The 12,689-nt window shown below is 72.9% G+C and carries 15 protein-coding genes; 4 read left to right on the top strand and 11 right to left on the bottom strand.

Translation table 11 applies throughout. The features are described 5' to 3' along the window. Positions 1-13: 13 nt before the first annotated feature. Together A3CO_RS0108935 and A3CO_RS31045 are read right to left on the bottom strand one after the other, a co-directional pair. Complete coding sequence (locus A3CO_RS0108935; protein WP_018331904.1) at positions 14-1,441, bottom strand: glycine--tRNA ligase; 1,428 nt, start codon at positions 1,439-1,441, stop codon at positions 14-16. 60 nt (positions 1,442-1,501) lie between these two features. Beyond that, positions 1,502-1,825 carry an antibiotic biosynthesis monooxygenase family protein gene (locus tag A3CO_RS31045; RefSeq protein WP_018331903.1) on the bottom strand — a complete coding sequence of 108 codons (324 nt, stop codon included), beginning with the start codon at positions 1,823-1,825 and terminating at the stop codon, positions 1,502-1,504. A gap of 68 nt (positions 1,826-1,893) precedes the next feature. Between A3CO_RS31045 and A3CO_RS0108925 the strand changes: the two genes are divergently transcribed. Genes A3CO_RS0108925 through A3CO_RS0108915 form a run of 3 tightly spaced genes read left to right on the top strand, consistent with a single transcriptional unit; the run spans position 1,894 to position 2,976 of the window. Beyond that, entirely contained in the window at positions 1,894-2,202 is a 309-nt protein-coding gene (locus tag A3CO_RS0108925; RefSeq protein ID WP_018331902.1) for a DUF6703 family protein, read from the top strand. Further along, entirely contained in the window at positions 2,199-2,531 is a 333-nt protein-coding gene (locus A3CO_RS0108920) for an ArsR/SmtB family transcription factor (RefSeq protein ID WP_018331901.1), read from the top strand. The genes A3CO_RS0108925 and A3CO_RS0108920 overlap by 4 nt, the downstream gene beginning before the upstream one ends. Positions 2,532-2,565: 34 nt before the next feature. Beyond that, positions 2,566-2,976 carry a Fur family transcriptional regulator gene (locus A3CO_RS0108915; RefSeq protein WP_018331900.1) on the top strand — a complete coding sequence of 137 codons (411 nt, stop codon included), beginning with the start codon at positions 2,566-2,568 and terminating at the stop codon, positions 2,974-2,976. 63 nt (positions 2,977-3,039) lie between these two features. Here A3CO_RS0108915 and A3CO_RS0108910 read toward each other — a convergent pair whose 3' ends face one another. The 3 genes from A3CO_RS0108910 to recO form a co-directional block, all read right to left on the bottom strand. Further along, positions 3,040-3,450, bottom strand: coding sequence for a hypothetical protein (locus tag A3CO_RS0108910; protein ID WP_018331899.1), 411 nt, complete (start codon positions 3,448-3,450; stop codon positions 3,040-3,042). Further along, positions 3,451-4,242, bottom strand: coding sequence for an isoprenyl transferase (locus tag A3CO_RS0108905; protein ID WP_033414126.1), 792 nt, complete (start codon positions 4,240-4,242; stop codon positions 3,451-3,453). 77 nt (positions 4,243-4,319) lie between these two features. Beyond that, positions 4,320-5,168 carry a DNA repair protein RecO gene (recO, locus tag A3CO_RS0108900; RefSeq protein WP_018331897.1) on the bottom strand — a complete coding sequence of 283 codons (849 nt, stop codon included), beginning with the start codon at positions 5,166-5,168 and terminating at the stop codon, positions 4,320-4,322. Between the two features lie 110 nt (positions 5,169-5,278). Here recO and A3CO_RS31040 point away from each other — a divergent pair, with 110 nt between their 5' ends. Then, a complete protein-coding gene (locus A3CO_RS31040; RefSeq protein ID WP_018331896.1) occupies positions 5,279-5,608 on the top strand; it encodes a DUF4190 domain-containing protein in 330 nt (109 codons plus the stop codon). Positions 5,609-5,731: 123 nt separating this feature from the next. Here A3CO_RS31040 and era read toward each other — a convergent pair whose 3' ends face one another. The 6 genes from era to A3CO_RS0108865 are packed head-to-tail and all read right to left on the bottom strand — an operon-like array spanning position 5,732 to position 12,598. Further along, positions 5,732-6,631 (bottom strand): GTPase Era, encoded by a 900-nt coding sequence (gene era / locus A3CO_RS0108890; protein ID WP_018331895.1) that lies wholly within the window; start codon positions 6,629-6,631, stop codon positions 5,732-5,734. Then, positions 6,628-7,881 (bottom strand): L-2-hydroxyglutarate oxidase, encoded by a 1,254-nt coding sequence (gene lhgO / locus A3CO_RS38980; RefSeq protein ID WP_026204417.1) that lies wholly within the window; start codon positions 7,879-7,881, stop codon positions 6,628-6,630. Before lhgO ends, era begins: the two co-directional genes overlap by 4 nt. A gap of 1 nt (position 7,882) precedes the next feature. Continuing rightward, entirely contained in the window at positions 7,883-9,307 is a 1,425-nt protein-coding gene (locus A3CO_RS0108880) for a hemolysin family protein (protein WP_018331893.1), read from the bottom strand. Beyond that, complete coding sequence (ybeY, locus tag A3CO_RS0108875; RefSeq protein WP_018331892.1) at positions 9,304-9,864, bottom strand: rRNA maturation RNase YbeY; 561 nt, start codon at positions 9,862-9,864, stop codon at positions 9,304-9,306. Before ybeY ends, A3CO_RS0108880 begins: the two co-directional genes overlap by 4 nt. Beyond that, entirely contained in the window at positions 9,865-10,917 is a 1,053-nt protein-coding gene (locus A3CO_RS0108870) for a PhoH family protein (RefSeq protein WP_026204416.1), read from the bottom strand. It abuts the gene before it with no gap. 37 nt (positions 10,918-10,954) lie between these two features. Further along, on the bottom strand, positions 10,955-12,598 hold the full coding sequence (locus A3CO_RS0108865; protein ID WP_018331890.1) for an ABC-F family ATP-binding cassette domain-containing protein: 1,644 nt from the start codon (positions 12,596-12,598) through the stop codon (positions 10,955-10,957). Positions 12,599-12,689: the final 91 nt, after the last annotated feature.

The following is a 12,689-nucleotide window of genomic DNA, read 5'->3' as shown; positions in this document are numbered from 1 at the left end:
GTGCTCACCGGCGTCAGCACCCGATGAGCCGCGCCGCGAGATAGCCCTCGAGCTGGTCGAAGGAGACCCGCTCCTGGGTCATCGCGTCGCGGTGGCGCACCGTCGCGGCGCGGTCCTCCATCGAGTCGAAGTCCACGGTGACGCAGAACGGGGTGCCGATCTCGTCCTGGCGCCGGTAGCGGCGGCCGATGGCCCCGGCGTCGTCGAAGTCGACGTTCCAGTGCTGGCGCAGCCGCGCCGCGACGTCCCGGGCGACGGGCGAGAGGTCGGCGTTGCGGGAGAGCGGGAGCACCGCCGCCTTCACGGGCGCGAGCCGCGGGTCGAGCTTGAGCACGACGCGCTTGTCGACCCCGCCCTTCGCGTTCGGCGCCTCGTCCTCGGTGTAGGCCTCCAGCAGGAACGCCATCATCGGGCGCCCGACGCCGGCCGCCGGCTCGATGACGTAGGGCCGGTACCGCGAGTCGGTGGCCTGGTCGTAGTACGAGAGGTCGACGCCCGAGTGGTTCGAGTGCGTGGTGAGGTCGAAATCGGTGCGGTTCGCGATGCCCTCGAGCTCGCCCCACTCCTGGCCGGCGTTGAACTGGAACTTGTACTCCACGTCCACGGTGCGCTTGGAGTAGTGGGAGAGCTTCTCCTTCGGGTGCTCGTAGTGGCGCAGGTTCTCGCGCGCGATCCCGAGCTCGGTGTACCAGCGGGTCCGCTCGTCGATCCAGTACTGGTGCCACTGCTCGTCGGAGCCCGGCTCGACGAAGTACTCCATCTCCATCTGCTCGAACTCGCGCGTGCGGAAGATGAAGTTGCCCGGCGTGATCTCGTTGCGGAAGCTCTTGCCGATCTGGCCGATGCCGAACGGCGGCTTCTTGCGCGCGGTCGACATGACGTTCGCGAAGTTCACGAAGATGCCCTGCGCGGTCTCCGGGCGCAGGTAGTGCAGGCCCTCCTCGGACTCCACGGGGCCGAGGTAGGTCTTGAGCATCATGTTGAACTCGCGCGGCGCGGTGTACTGGCCGCGGACGCCGCAGTTCGGGCAGGGCACCGTCGAGAGGTCGTAGCCGACCTTGCCCTCGGCGTCGACCGTCTCCAGCGACGGGCCGCCGGTGCGCTCGGAGAAGTCCTCCGCGAGCTGGTCGGCGCGGAAGCGGCGGTGGCAGTTGGTGCACTCGACCAGCGGGTCGGTGAACACGTCGACGTGGCCGGACGCGACCCACACCTGGCGCGGCAGGATCACGCTCGAGTCCAGGCCCACGACGTCGTCGCGGCTCTGCACCATGAACCGCCACCACTGGCGCTTGATGTTGTCCTTCAGCTCGACGCCCAGGGGCCCGTAGTCCCACGCGGACTTGGTGCCGCCGTAGATCTCGCCCGAGGGGAAGACGAATCCGCGTCGCTTGCACAGGTTGACGACGGTCTCGATACGGGCGCTGCCGGTGGGGGTGGGCACTGAGAACTCTCCTGTTGCTGCTCGCTGGCCCACCCAGCGTATCGAGCGGGTCGGGTCGCCTCAGCCGAGGATGCTCGGGTGCTCGACGCACCCGCCGTCGGGAAGGCCGGTGAGCCGCCGCTCGAAGGTGGCCTCGTCCGCGGTGGACGCCTCGGAGAGGAAGGGCACGACGTGCTCGCGCACGTCGAAGGGCTGCAGCGCCCGGCGGTAGGCGGTGAGCGAGGCGAACACCGCGACCAGCACCCACTCCCCCGGCGCCTCGACCGCGCGGGCGAGCTCCACGCGCTCGCAGTCCGGCTGGGCCGCCAGCAGCCCGACGGCCCGCCGGGCGCGGGTGAGGAACCCGTCCTCGTCGGGGGGGTGGAAGCGGCAGACGAGGAGCACGGCCGGACCTTATCGACACCCGGTGTCAGTATGGGATCGTGGAGGTCGGGTCGACGAGGAGGAGCACCGTGGCGAACGGTCGACAGGGACGGCGGGGCCGGTGGGGCCGGGGCGACCTGCGCCGCCCGCTGCTGCCCGGGGCGGGTCCCCTGGCGGGCGTGCCGCCGGTGCTCGTCTTCGCGGTGGTCGCGGTCGTCTTCGCCGCCGGGGTGTTCTTCGGCGGGTTCGTCGGCGCGCTGCTCCTGGCGCTGCTCGCCGCGGGCGTCGCGGTGCTGCTCGCCACGACGTGGGGCCGGATGTCGCCGCCGGAGCGGCTGGCCCGGAGCCTGATCCTCGTCGTGCTGGTCCTGGTGACGGTCGGGGTGGCGCTGCGATGACGATCTCCCACGAGGCGCCCGCTCCCATGGCGCCGGCGCCGTTGGAACCGGCCACGCTCGAGGCGGCGGGCGAGCTGCTGCGCGCGCTCGCCGCGCCGGTCCGGATCGCCGTGGTGATGCAGCTGCGGCAGTCGCCGCGCTGCGTGCACGAGCTGGTCGACACGCTCGGCGTCACGCAGCCGCTGATCAGCCAGCACCTGCGGGTGCTCAAGTCCGCCGGCGTGGTCCGGGGCGAGCGACGCGGCCGCGAGGTGGTGTACCGGTTGGTCGACGATCACCTGGCCCATATCGTGGTCGACGCCGTCGAACACGTGCAGGAGGACGCATGAGTGCTCGGAGACGGAGTGCAGCGGAGCTCGACCGGTGACCGAATCGCGCCCGACGGTCGTGCCCGGTCAGCGCTCCACCCGCCAGCGCGCGGCGATCGGCGACCTGCTCGACCAGCTCGACGACTTCCGCTCCGCCCAGGACATCCACGAGGAGCTCCGCCGCCGCGGCGAGGGCATCGGCCTGACGACGGTCTACCGGACCCTGCAGGCGCTCGCCGACGCCGGCGAGATCGACGTCCTGCGCACGTCGGCGGGCGAGGCCTCCTACCGGCGCTGCTCCGACACCCACCACCACCACCTCGTGTGCCGGGTCTGCCGGCGGACCGTCGAGGTGGAGGGCCCCGCCGTCGAGCACTGGGCGGAGAAGGTCGCGGTGGAGCACGGGTTCGCCCAGATCGACCACACCGTCGAGATCATCGGCACCTGCTCGGGCTGCCGTTCCTGACGGTGGGTGCGGCGCCGCGTCCGCGAGGGACGAGCACGTCGCACCCCGGAGGAACGGCGAGCGTCAGGCCGTCCCGACGAGGTCGGCCCGGACCTGCGAGGCCGTCGATACGACGAGCATGAGCAGCGTGCCCAGGGGGTCGGGGGCGAGGTCCTCGGCGGGGAAGGCGTAGCGCAACGTCACGTCCCAGCCGGTGTCGGTCCCGACGACGCCGAGCGTGCCGAAGAGCCCCTGCCCCGCCCGCTCGGCCATCCGCCGCGGCACGTCGTCGTCGGTGAGGTCCCAGGCGACGACGCAGGTCAGGGACAGGACGGCGAGGCCCTCGACCAGCTCGACCCCCTGCACCGCACAGGGGACGTCGCCGTGGCGGAAGGAGAGGGCACCGTCGTCGTCGACCCGGACCTCGACGAACTTCTCCAGCGCCTCGCGGGCGGTGATCAGCAGGGTGGCGGTGGTGGCGGCCTCGCGGCTCACTCAGCTCTCCTCGGCCGGCGGTACGGCGACCCCGGACGCGTCGACGGCGCCACCGTAGCGGCGGTCACGGGAGGCGTAGATCTCGCAGGCCTGCCACAGGTGGCGGCGGTCGAAGTCGGGGAAGAGCGTGTCGAGGAAGACCATCTCGGCGTACGCGGACTGCCAGAGCAGGAAGTTCGAGGTGCGCTGCTCCCCCGAGCTGCGCACGAACAGGTCGACGTCGGGCATGTCCGGCTCGTCGAGGTAGCGCGCGATCGCCCGCTCGTCGATGCGCTCCGGGTCGATCTCGCCGGCCTTCGCCCGCCGTGCGAGCTCCCGCGCGGCGCCCACGATCTCGGCGCGCCCGCCGTAGTTGACGCACATGGTGAGGGTGACGACGTCGTTGTCCTTCGTCAGCTCCTCGGCGATCTCGAGCTCCCTGATGACGCTGCGCCAGAGCCGCGGGCGCTGCCCCGACCAGCGCACCCGCACGCCCATCGCGTGCATCTCGTCGCGTCGTCGACGGATCACGTCGCGGTTGAAGCCGAGCAGGAAGCGGACCTCCTCGGGGCTGCGCCGCCAGTTCTCGGTGGAGAACGCGTAGGCGCTGATCCACGTCACGCCGATGTCGATGCACCCGCGCACCACGTCGAGCAGCTGGGCCTCGCCGTGCCGGTGGCCCTCGATCCGCGGCAGTCCCCGCTGGTTTGCCCACCGGCCGTTGCCGTCCATGACGAGCGCGACGTGCTTCGGCACCAGGTCCGCCGGGATCGGCGGCGGCGTCGCCCCGGAGGGGTGCGGCGTCGGGGCCATCACCGTCGGGTCGCCCGGACCGCGCAGCCGGGCCCCCGACCGGCCGCGACTCCGTTCGGCGCGCTGACGCAGGGGACTCACACGACTCCTTCCGTGACCGGTTCGTCCGTCGCCGGGACCCCGTCCGCCAGGTCCACCCGGGGCACCGCACCGCGACGGTCGACGAGCGGGAGCGAGCGGAGCTGCCGCTCGAGGTGCCACTGCAGGTGGGCGGCGACGAGGCCCGCGGCGTCGCGACGGGCGTCGGGCGGGCTCTCCTCGGCGGCGGACCAGTCGCCGTCGCGGAGGGCCTCGAGCAGCCGCCAGGTCCACCACGAGGGGACGACCGCGCCACCGGGCCGGCAGGTGTCGCACACCGCTCCCCCGGCGGCGACCGCGAAGCGGCGGTGGAAGCCGTGCGTGCCGGCGGGGGCGTCGAGCGGGGTCTCGGGCTCGACGCCGCAGCGGGCGCACTCGGTGAGGGCGGGCGCGTAGCCGGCGATGACCATGGCGCGCAGCAGGTAGGCGTCGAGGACGAGGTGCGGGTCGCGCCGCCCGGTGGACAGGCCTCGGAGGGCCCCGACGAGGAGCAGGAACAGCTCGCGGGCGGGCTCGCCCTCCTCCGGGGTGAGGCGGTCCGCCGTCTCGAGCAGCGCGCACCCGGCCGTGTAGCGGGGGTAGTCGGCGACGAGGTCACCGCTGAAGGCGTCGATCGTCTGCACCTGGGTGACGATGTCGAGGCTGCGCCCGGTGTGCAGCTGCAGGTCGACGTGGCCGAACGGCTCGAGGCGCGCCCCGAATTTCGAGGTGGTCCGCCGCACGCCCTTCGCGGTGGCGCGGACCTTGCCGTGATGTCGGGTCAGCAGGGTGACGATCCGGTCGGCCTCACCGAGTTTCTGACACCGCAGCACCACGCCGGTGTCGCGGTAGAAGCCCACGCCGACCATCCTGGCACTCCGGTCCGACATCGTGCGTCGTTCACTCGCTCGGCCCATTGCTCCGGGGCCGCGCCCGACTAATGTCACCGAGAGTCACATCGATCCGGGAAGGACCCGTCATGACCACTCCGCAGCAGCAGCCCTTCGCCCCCGGCCCCACCGCCTCCGGCCGACCCTCCGGCCAACCCTTCGCCCAGCCCGTGGGGTACGGCCCGCCCCGCACGAACGTGCTCTCGGTCGTCTCGCTGATCGCGGCGTTCTTCGTCCCGCTCGTCGCGGTGGTCTGCGGCTGGGTGTCGCTGCGCCAGATCGCGCGGACCGGCGAGAACGGGCGTGCGCTCGCGATCGCCGCGCTCGTGCTCGGCGGGATCGGCTGTGCGCTCTGGATCCTGTTCTGGGTGCTGATCATCGCCGGCGGCGGCAGCTTCTCGTACTCGTACTCGATGTAGCCGCGGCGCGAGGGCCACGTCAGGCCGGGTCGCGCTCCGGATCCCTGCCTGGCGTGCACCTCACGATGTGGCTTCCCTGCCACTGGATGACAGCAACGACGCTTCGCTGCCACGAAGGGGCGGTCAGAACCCCAGCTTGCGCAGCTGCCGGGGGTCGCGCTGCCAGTCCTTGGCCACCTTGACGAACAGGTCGAGGTGGACCTGCGTGCCCAGCATGTTCTCGATCTGCTGCCGGGAGTTGACGCCCACCTCCTTGAGCCGTGAGCCGCCGCGCCCGATCACGATCGCCTTCTGCGAGGGGCGTTCGACGAAGATCTCGGCCCGGATCTTGAGGGTCTTGCCCTCCACCATCTCCTCGACCACGACGGCGAGCGAGTGCGGCAGCTCGTCGCGCACGCCCTCGAGGGCGGCCTCGCGGATGAACTCCGCGATCATCGTCGTCTCCGGCTCGTCGGAGAGCTCGCCCTCGGGGTAGAGCGGCGGGCCGGGCGGCATCTGGGCCAGCAGCAGGTCGGTCAGCAGGTCGACCTGCTTCCCGGACACGGCCGACACCGGCACGATCTCGGCGAAGTCGGCGAGCTGGGACAGCTCCAGCAGCCGCTCGGCGATCACCTCGGGGCGGGCGAGGTCGGTCTTGGTGAGGATCGCGACGACGGGCGTGCGGTCGGCGACCTTGCGCAGCTCCGAGATGATGAACCGGTCGCCCGGCCCCACCGCCTGGTCGGCCGGCGCGCAGAACCCGACGACGTCGACCTCGGCCCAGGTGGTGCGCACGACGTCGTTGAGCCGCTCCCCCAGCAGCGTCCGCGGCTTGTGCAGGCCCGGCGTGTCGACGAGGACGAGCTGCCCGTCGGGCCGGTGCACGATGCCGCGGATCGCGTGCCGCGTGGTCTGCGGCCGCGACGACGTGATCGCGACCTTCTGCCCCACCAGCGCGTTCGTCAGCGTCGACTTCCCGACGTTGGGGCGGCCGACGAAGCAGGCGAACCCGGAGCGGAAGTCCTCCGGCCAGGGCTGGGTCACGCGGCCTCCACCGCCTTGCCCTCGAGCCGGGCGACGATCTCGCGCCCGATCGGGAGGGCCGCGGTCGCCGCCGGCGAGGGCGCGTTGAGCACGTGCAGCACCGAGACGTCCTCGGCGCGGTCCTCGGCGAAGAGGAAGTCGTCGACCAGCGACCCGTCCGGCCGCACCGCCTGCGCCCGGACCCCGGCCCGGCGCATGACGTCGTGCGGCGGCTCGAGGTCGTCCGCCGTCACGCCGGGGAGCATCCTCGACACGGCCTTCGCCATCGCCGCCTTGGAGAGCGAGCGGTGCATCTCGCCGAGCCCGTAGCGCCATTGCCTGGCGGCGAGGGCGAGGAAGCCCGGGTCGGTGAGCGTGCCGGCGAGCTCCCGCGCCTTCAGCGTCCGCCAGTCGTAGCCCTCGCGGGCGAGCGCGAGCACGGCGTTCGGGCCCACGTGCACCGAGCCGTCGACCCCGCGCGTGGCGTGCACCCCGAGGAAGGGGAAGGCCGGGTCGGGCACCGGGTAGACCAGCCCCCGGATCGCGTCGGCCTTCGGGCCGCGCAGGTCGGAGTACTCCCCGCGGAACGGCACGATGCGCACGCCGGGGTCGAAGCCGGAGGCACGGGCGATCTCGTCCGAGCGCAGGCCCGCGCACACCACGACCTGCCCGGCGAGCAGGTCCCCGCCGTCGGTGTGGACCACCACGTCCCGACGGCGGCGCACCGTCGACCGCACGGCCCGGCCGGTGTGGATCACCGCGCCCCGCGCGACGGCGAGCTCGGCGAGCTTCACGGTGATCGCCTCGTAGTCGCAGATGCCGGTCGAGGGGACGAAGAGCCCCGCCACGGCCCGGACGGCGGGCTCCCGGTCGCGCACCCCGGCGGCGTCCAACTCGTGCACCTCGACGCCGTTGGCCCGCCCGCGGCGCACCAGCTCGGCCATCCGCGGCAGCTCGTCGTCGCTCGTCGCGGCGACGACCTTGCCGCACTCGGCGTAGGGCAGGTCGTGCTCCGCGCAGAACGCCTTCGTCTCGGCGCACCCGGCGACGGCCAGCCGGGCCTTCAGCGACCCCGGCGCGTAGTACAGCCCGGAGTGGATGACGTTGGAGTTCCGCCCGGTCTGGTGCCCGGCGAGCGAGGACTCCCGCTCCACCAGCGCGACCGACGTGTGCCCGGCGTCGAGCAGCGCCGTGAGCACGGCGAGCCCGACGATGCCGCCGCCGACCACGACGACGTCGTGCCGCGGGCTGGGTCCCGGGATGCCTGCCACGTCAACCACGCTGGTCCTCTCTCGCTCCGATGGTCGAGCTCCGTCTCGCGTCGGCTCCACCGCGTCGGCCGCTCGCGCTCACGAGCGTGTCCTCGTCGTCGGCGGGGCCGTCGTCGGGACCGTCCGACGACGGCGGGCGCGGGTCCCACACCAGCACCGAGACGATCCGCATGCGGCCCCGATCGTCCTCCCCGCCCTCGGCGCGCAGCCGCAGGCCCCCGACCTCGGCCTCCGCACCCGGCAGCGGGACCCGACCGAGCCGTTGCGCGAGCAGGCCGCCCACGGTGTCGACGTCCTCGGCCTCGAACTCGACCCCGGTGGCCTCCTCGAGGTCCTCCACGGGCAGCCGCGCCGACACCCGCAGCGTCCCGTCCTCGAGGCGGTCGAGGGGGCGGTGCTCGGCGGTGTCGTACTCGTCGGTGATCTCCCCGACGATCTCCTCGAGGATGTCCTCGATCGTCACCAGCCCGGCGATCCCGCCGTACTCGTCGACGACGAGCGCCATGTGGTTGCGGGTGCGCTGCATCTCACGCAGCAGGTCGTCGACCTGCTTGGAGTCGGGCACGTAGGCCGCCGGCCGCATGATCTCGCCGACCGCGCCGGGGTGGTCCGAGGGGGCATGCTGCGGGTCGTTCTGGTGGGCGGTGGTGAAGCGCACCAGGTCCTTGAGGTAGACGACGCCGACCGTGTCGTCGACGTTCTCGCCGATCACCGGGATGCGCGAGTACCCGGAGCGCAGCGCGAGCGCGAGCGCCTGCCGGACCGACTTGTCCCGCTCGATCCACACCATCTCGGTGCGCGGGACCATCACCTCGCGGACCATCGTGTCGTCGAGCTCGAACACCGACTGGATCATGGAGCGCTCGTCGTCGTCGACGAGCCCGCGGGCCTCCGCCATGTCGACCAGCTCGCGCAGCTCCACCTCCTGGCTGAACGGCCCGTCCCGGAAGCCGCGACCGGGCGTGATGGCGTTGCCGACGAGGATCAGCAGCGACGCCAGGGGGCCCAGCAGCCGGGCGAGGGCGCGGATCGGCACGGCGACCGCGAGCCCGACGCCGTACGGGTGCTGCAGGCCGATCGTGCGCGGCCCCACGCCGATGAGCACGTACGACACGACGATCACGACGAGTGCCGCGATCACCACCGCCCAGCTGTCGGACGACACCAGCTGCAGCGCCACGTAGGCGCCCAGCACGGTGGACACCGCCTCGCACGCGAGCCGCATGAGCAGCAGCAGGTTGAGGTGCCGCGGCTTGTCGGCGACGACGGCGGCCAGCGCCCTCGCCCCGGTCCGTCCCTCGCGCACCAGCCCCTCGACGCGCGCCGGCGACATCGTGGTGATCGCCGAGTCGGCCGCCGCGAACACCCCGGCCAACGGGACCAGGACGAGCGCGGCGATCAGTTGCCCGATCTGGGCGGAGGTCATGACGGACTCTCGTCCAGACCCACCGTGCCGAGGAGCTTCGCGTCCGCCGCCCGCTGGCGCTCCCGCGTCAGCCGGTCCCGCTCCGCCCGCGCCCGTTCGGCCACCTCGGCCCGCCACGCGCCGAGCAGTTCGCCCTGCAGGCCGAACATCTCGGCCTCCTCGTCGGGCTCCGCGTGGTCGTAGCCGAGCAGGTGCAGCACGCCGTGCACGGTCAGCAGGTGGAGCTCGTCGTCGAGCGTGTGGCCCGCCGACACCGCCTGGTCCCGGGCGAACGCCGGGCACAGCACGATGTCGCCGAGCAGGCTCGGCCCGGACGGCGGGGCGTCCGGCCGCTTGGCCGTGTCCAGCTCGTCCATCGGGAAGCTCATCACGTCGGTGGGCCCCGGCAGGTCGAGCCAGCGCTCGTGCAGCTCGGCCATCGGCTCGAGCTCCACCAGCAGGATCGACAGCTCGGCGAGCGGGCTCACGCCCATCCGGTCCAGCGCGTAGCGCGCGACGTCGACGATCGGCGCCTCGTCGACGTCGACCCCGGACTCGTTCGCGATCTCGATGCTCATCTACCGCCCCCGCCGTTCCCGACGATTCTGCGGCGGCCCGTTGCGCGGGGGTACGGCCTTCGGACCCTCGTTCTGCCGCGCGTCCCACCGGCCGTACGCGTCGATGATCTCCGCGACGAGGCGGTGGCGGACCACGTCGGCGCTGGTCAGCTCGCTGAAGTACACGTCGTCGACCCCGTCGAGGATCTCCCGCACCACGTGCAGGCCGGACATCTGCCCGCCGGGCAGGTCGACCTGCGTGACGTCGCCGGTGACGACGATCTTCGAGTCGTACCCGAGCCGCGTCAGGAACATCTTCATCTGTTCCGGCGTGGTGTTCTGGGCCTCGTCGAGGATGATGAACGCGTTGTTCAGCGAGCGGCCGCGCATGTAGGCCAGGGGCGCGATCTCGATGGTCCCGGAGGCGATGAGCTTCGGGACCGCCTCGGTGTCCATCATGTCGTTCAGCGCGTCGTAGAGCGGGCGCAGGTACGGGTCGATCTTCTCCGAGAGCGTGCCGGGCAGGAACCCGAGCCGCTCCCCCGCCTCGACGGCCGGGCGGGTGAGGATGATCCGCGTGACCTGCTTGGCCTGCAGCGCCTGCACGGCCTTCGCCATCGCCAGGTAGGTCTTGCCGGTACCGGCCGGGCCGATGCCGAAGACGATGGTGTTGACGTCGATCGCGTCGACGTACCGCTTCTGGTTGAGCGTCTTGGGTCGGATGGTGCGGCCGCGCCGGGACAGGATGTCCAGGCTCAGCACCTCGGCCGGCGACGCGGTCTCGGCCGCGTCGTCGCCGAGCATGCGGACGGTGCGACGGACGGCGTCGGGGTCGATGTGCTGGCCCCGGCTCGCGAGCACGACCAGCTCGGCGAAGACGCGCTCGGCGAACGCCACGTCGGGCGGCGGGCCGGTGAGCGTCAGCTCGTTGCCGCGGACGTGGACGTCGGCGTCCAGCAGGTCCTCGGCCTCACGGAGGTTCTCGTCACGCTTGCCCAACAGCGCGAGCAGCGCGGACTCGGGGACGACGATGCGCGACTCGCCGGACGAGTCGGTGGACGTGGGACTCAGGATGCGTGCTCCCCGTGCGGTGATGCGTGCGTGAATCAGTCTAGACCGACAGCCTGACAGGCAAATCCAGCGTCGGACCCCGCCAGCGGGAACGCAACCAGCGGTCGTGCGAGGTCACGACGACGGTGGCCGCCGTTCGGTCGAGCGCCGCCTCCAGTTCCCCCGCCAGGCGCAGCGAGAGGTGGTTGGTCGGCTCGTCGAGCAGGAGCAGGTCCGGGCGGAGGGCCACGGCGACCGCCAGCGAGAGCCGACGCCGCTGCCCGACGCTCAGCGCCCCGACCGGCGTGGCGTGGTCCCGCGGATGCAGCAGCCCGAGCGACCGGAGCGGCACCGTCTCCGCCGCCTCCGTTCCGACCGCCGCGGCGTAGGTCGCCGCCGCCGTGAGGTCGTCGCGGTCGAACGACGGGTCCTGCCGGACGAGCGCGATCCGCCGCGCGCCCACCGCCACCGAGCCCTGCACCCCGGGATGGCGGCCGGGAACGAGGTCCCCGGCGAGCACCTCGAGCAGTGTCGACTTGCCCGCGCCGTTCGGCCCCGTGACCAGCAGTCCCTCCCCGTTCCCGACGTCGAGCCGGTCCAGCGTGAGCCGCCCGGTCACCCGCAGACCGCGGACCGACACCGTCGCGGCGCCGGCGGGCGGCGGGGCCTGGAACCGCAGGGGCGCCGGAGGTTTCGGGAGGGCTTCCCGTTCGGCGACCTCGAGTCGGCGCTCGGCGTCGTGCACCCGGCGGGCGCGGGTCCGCTCGACCCGGGCGCCCTTGAACGCCGTGATGAACTTGTCGTTGTCGGTGGGCCCGCGGCCGGGCGCGATCGACCGCAGGTCGACGTGCGTGCGCGCCCGCAGCGCCGCGATCTCCTCCTGCTGTGCCGCGAACGTCTCCTCCCACCGGCGCCGCGAGTCCGCCTGCGCCACCAGGTACGCCCCGTAGCTTCCACCGAAGCGCCGCCCGCCCCGGCCGTCGGTGCCGAGGACCCCGGCGTCGAGGTCGTAGAGCTCGGTGGCGACGCGGTCGAGGAACGTCCGGTCGTGGCTCGCCGCGACCACGACGCCGGGCAGCTCGACGAGGCTGCGTTCGAGCAGGTCGAGGGCCGCGTCGTCGAGGTGGTTGGTCGGTTCGTCGAGCAGCAGGGCCGCTGGCCGCCGCACGAGGGCCGCCGCGAGGGCGAGCCGCGTGCGCTGACCGCCGGAGAGCGTGCCCACCGGCCGGGCGCGGTCGAGCTCGGCCACCCCGAGGGTCGCCGCGGTGACCTCGGCGCGCCGGTCGGCGTCCCACGCGTCGTGGGCGACGGCCCAGGCGAGCACCGCGTCGTACTCGGCGGCGACGTCGGCCCCGGTCCCGTCCGCCTCGGAGCCCAGGAGCGTGGCGAGCGACTCCAGTCGCGCGACCGCGTCGTGCAACGGGCGCAGCGCGTCGTCGAGCATCCCGCCGACCGTGGTGTCCGCGTCGACGGCGGGCTCCTGCGGCAGGTACACGAGGTCGGCCGGGACCCGCACCGACCCGGCGTCGGGACCGTCGACCCCCGCGAGCAGCCGCAGCAGGGTCGACTTGCCACTGCCGTTCTCCCCGATCAGCCCGAGGCGGGCGCCGGGGGCGACGGTGAGATCGACACCGTCGAGGACGCGACGGGCACCGAAGGAGCGGACGAGGCCCTGCGCGACGACGGGCCCGAGACCGGAAGACATGACGACGCTCCGCGGATCGGAGAGCGAGGACCCCGCCGGGCGAGGGCCGCAGCGTGGGTCGAGGCGTCGTCAGAACTCCATGATGGCCGCG

The organism is Actinomycetospora chiangmaiensis DSM 45062, assembly GCF_000379625.1.
Classification (GTDB): Bacteria; Actinomycetota; Actinomycetes; order Mycobacteriales; family Pseudonocardiaceae; genus Actinomycetospora; species Actinomycetospora chiangmaiensis.
This window is presented reverse-complemented; position numbering and strand designations above follow the sequence as displayed.

Bases quoted from the DNA above. Each gene is read 5' to 3' on its own strand.
- A3CO_RS0108920 (WP_018331901.1), top strand. From the start codon at position 2,199: ATGACGATCTCCCACGAGGCGCCCGCTCCCATGGCGCCGGCGCCGTTG.
- A3CO_RS0108905 (WP_033414126.1), bottom strand. From the start codon at position 4,242: ATGGCCCCGACGCCGCACCCCTCCGGGGCGACGCCGCCGCCGATCCCG.
- recO (WP_018331897.1), bottom strand. From the start codon at position 5,168: ATGGTCGGCGTGGGCTTCTACCGCGACACCGGCGTGGTGCTGCGGTGT.
- A3CO_RS31040 (WP_018331896.1), top strand. From the start codon at position 5,279: ATGACCACTCCGCAGCAGCAGCCCTTCGCCCCCGGCCCCACCGCCTCC.
- A3CO_RS0108880 (WP_018331893.1), bottom strand. From the start codon at position 9,307: ATGACCTCCGCCCAGATCGGGCAACTGATCGCCGCGCTCGTCCTGGTC.
- ybeY (WP_018331892.1), bottom strand. From the start codon at position 9,864: ATGAGCATCGAGATCGCGAACGAGTCCGGGGTCGACGTCGACGAGGCG.
- A3CO_RS0108865 (WP_018331890.1), bottom strand. From the start codon at position 12,598: ATGTCTTCCGGTCTCGGGCCCGTCGTCGCGCAGGGCCTCGTCCGCTCC.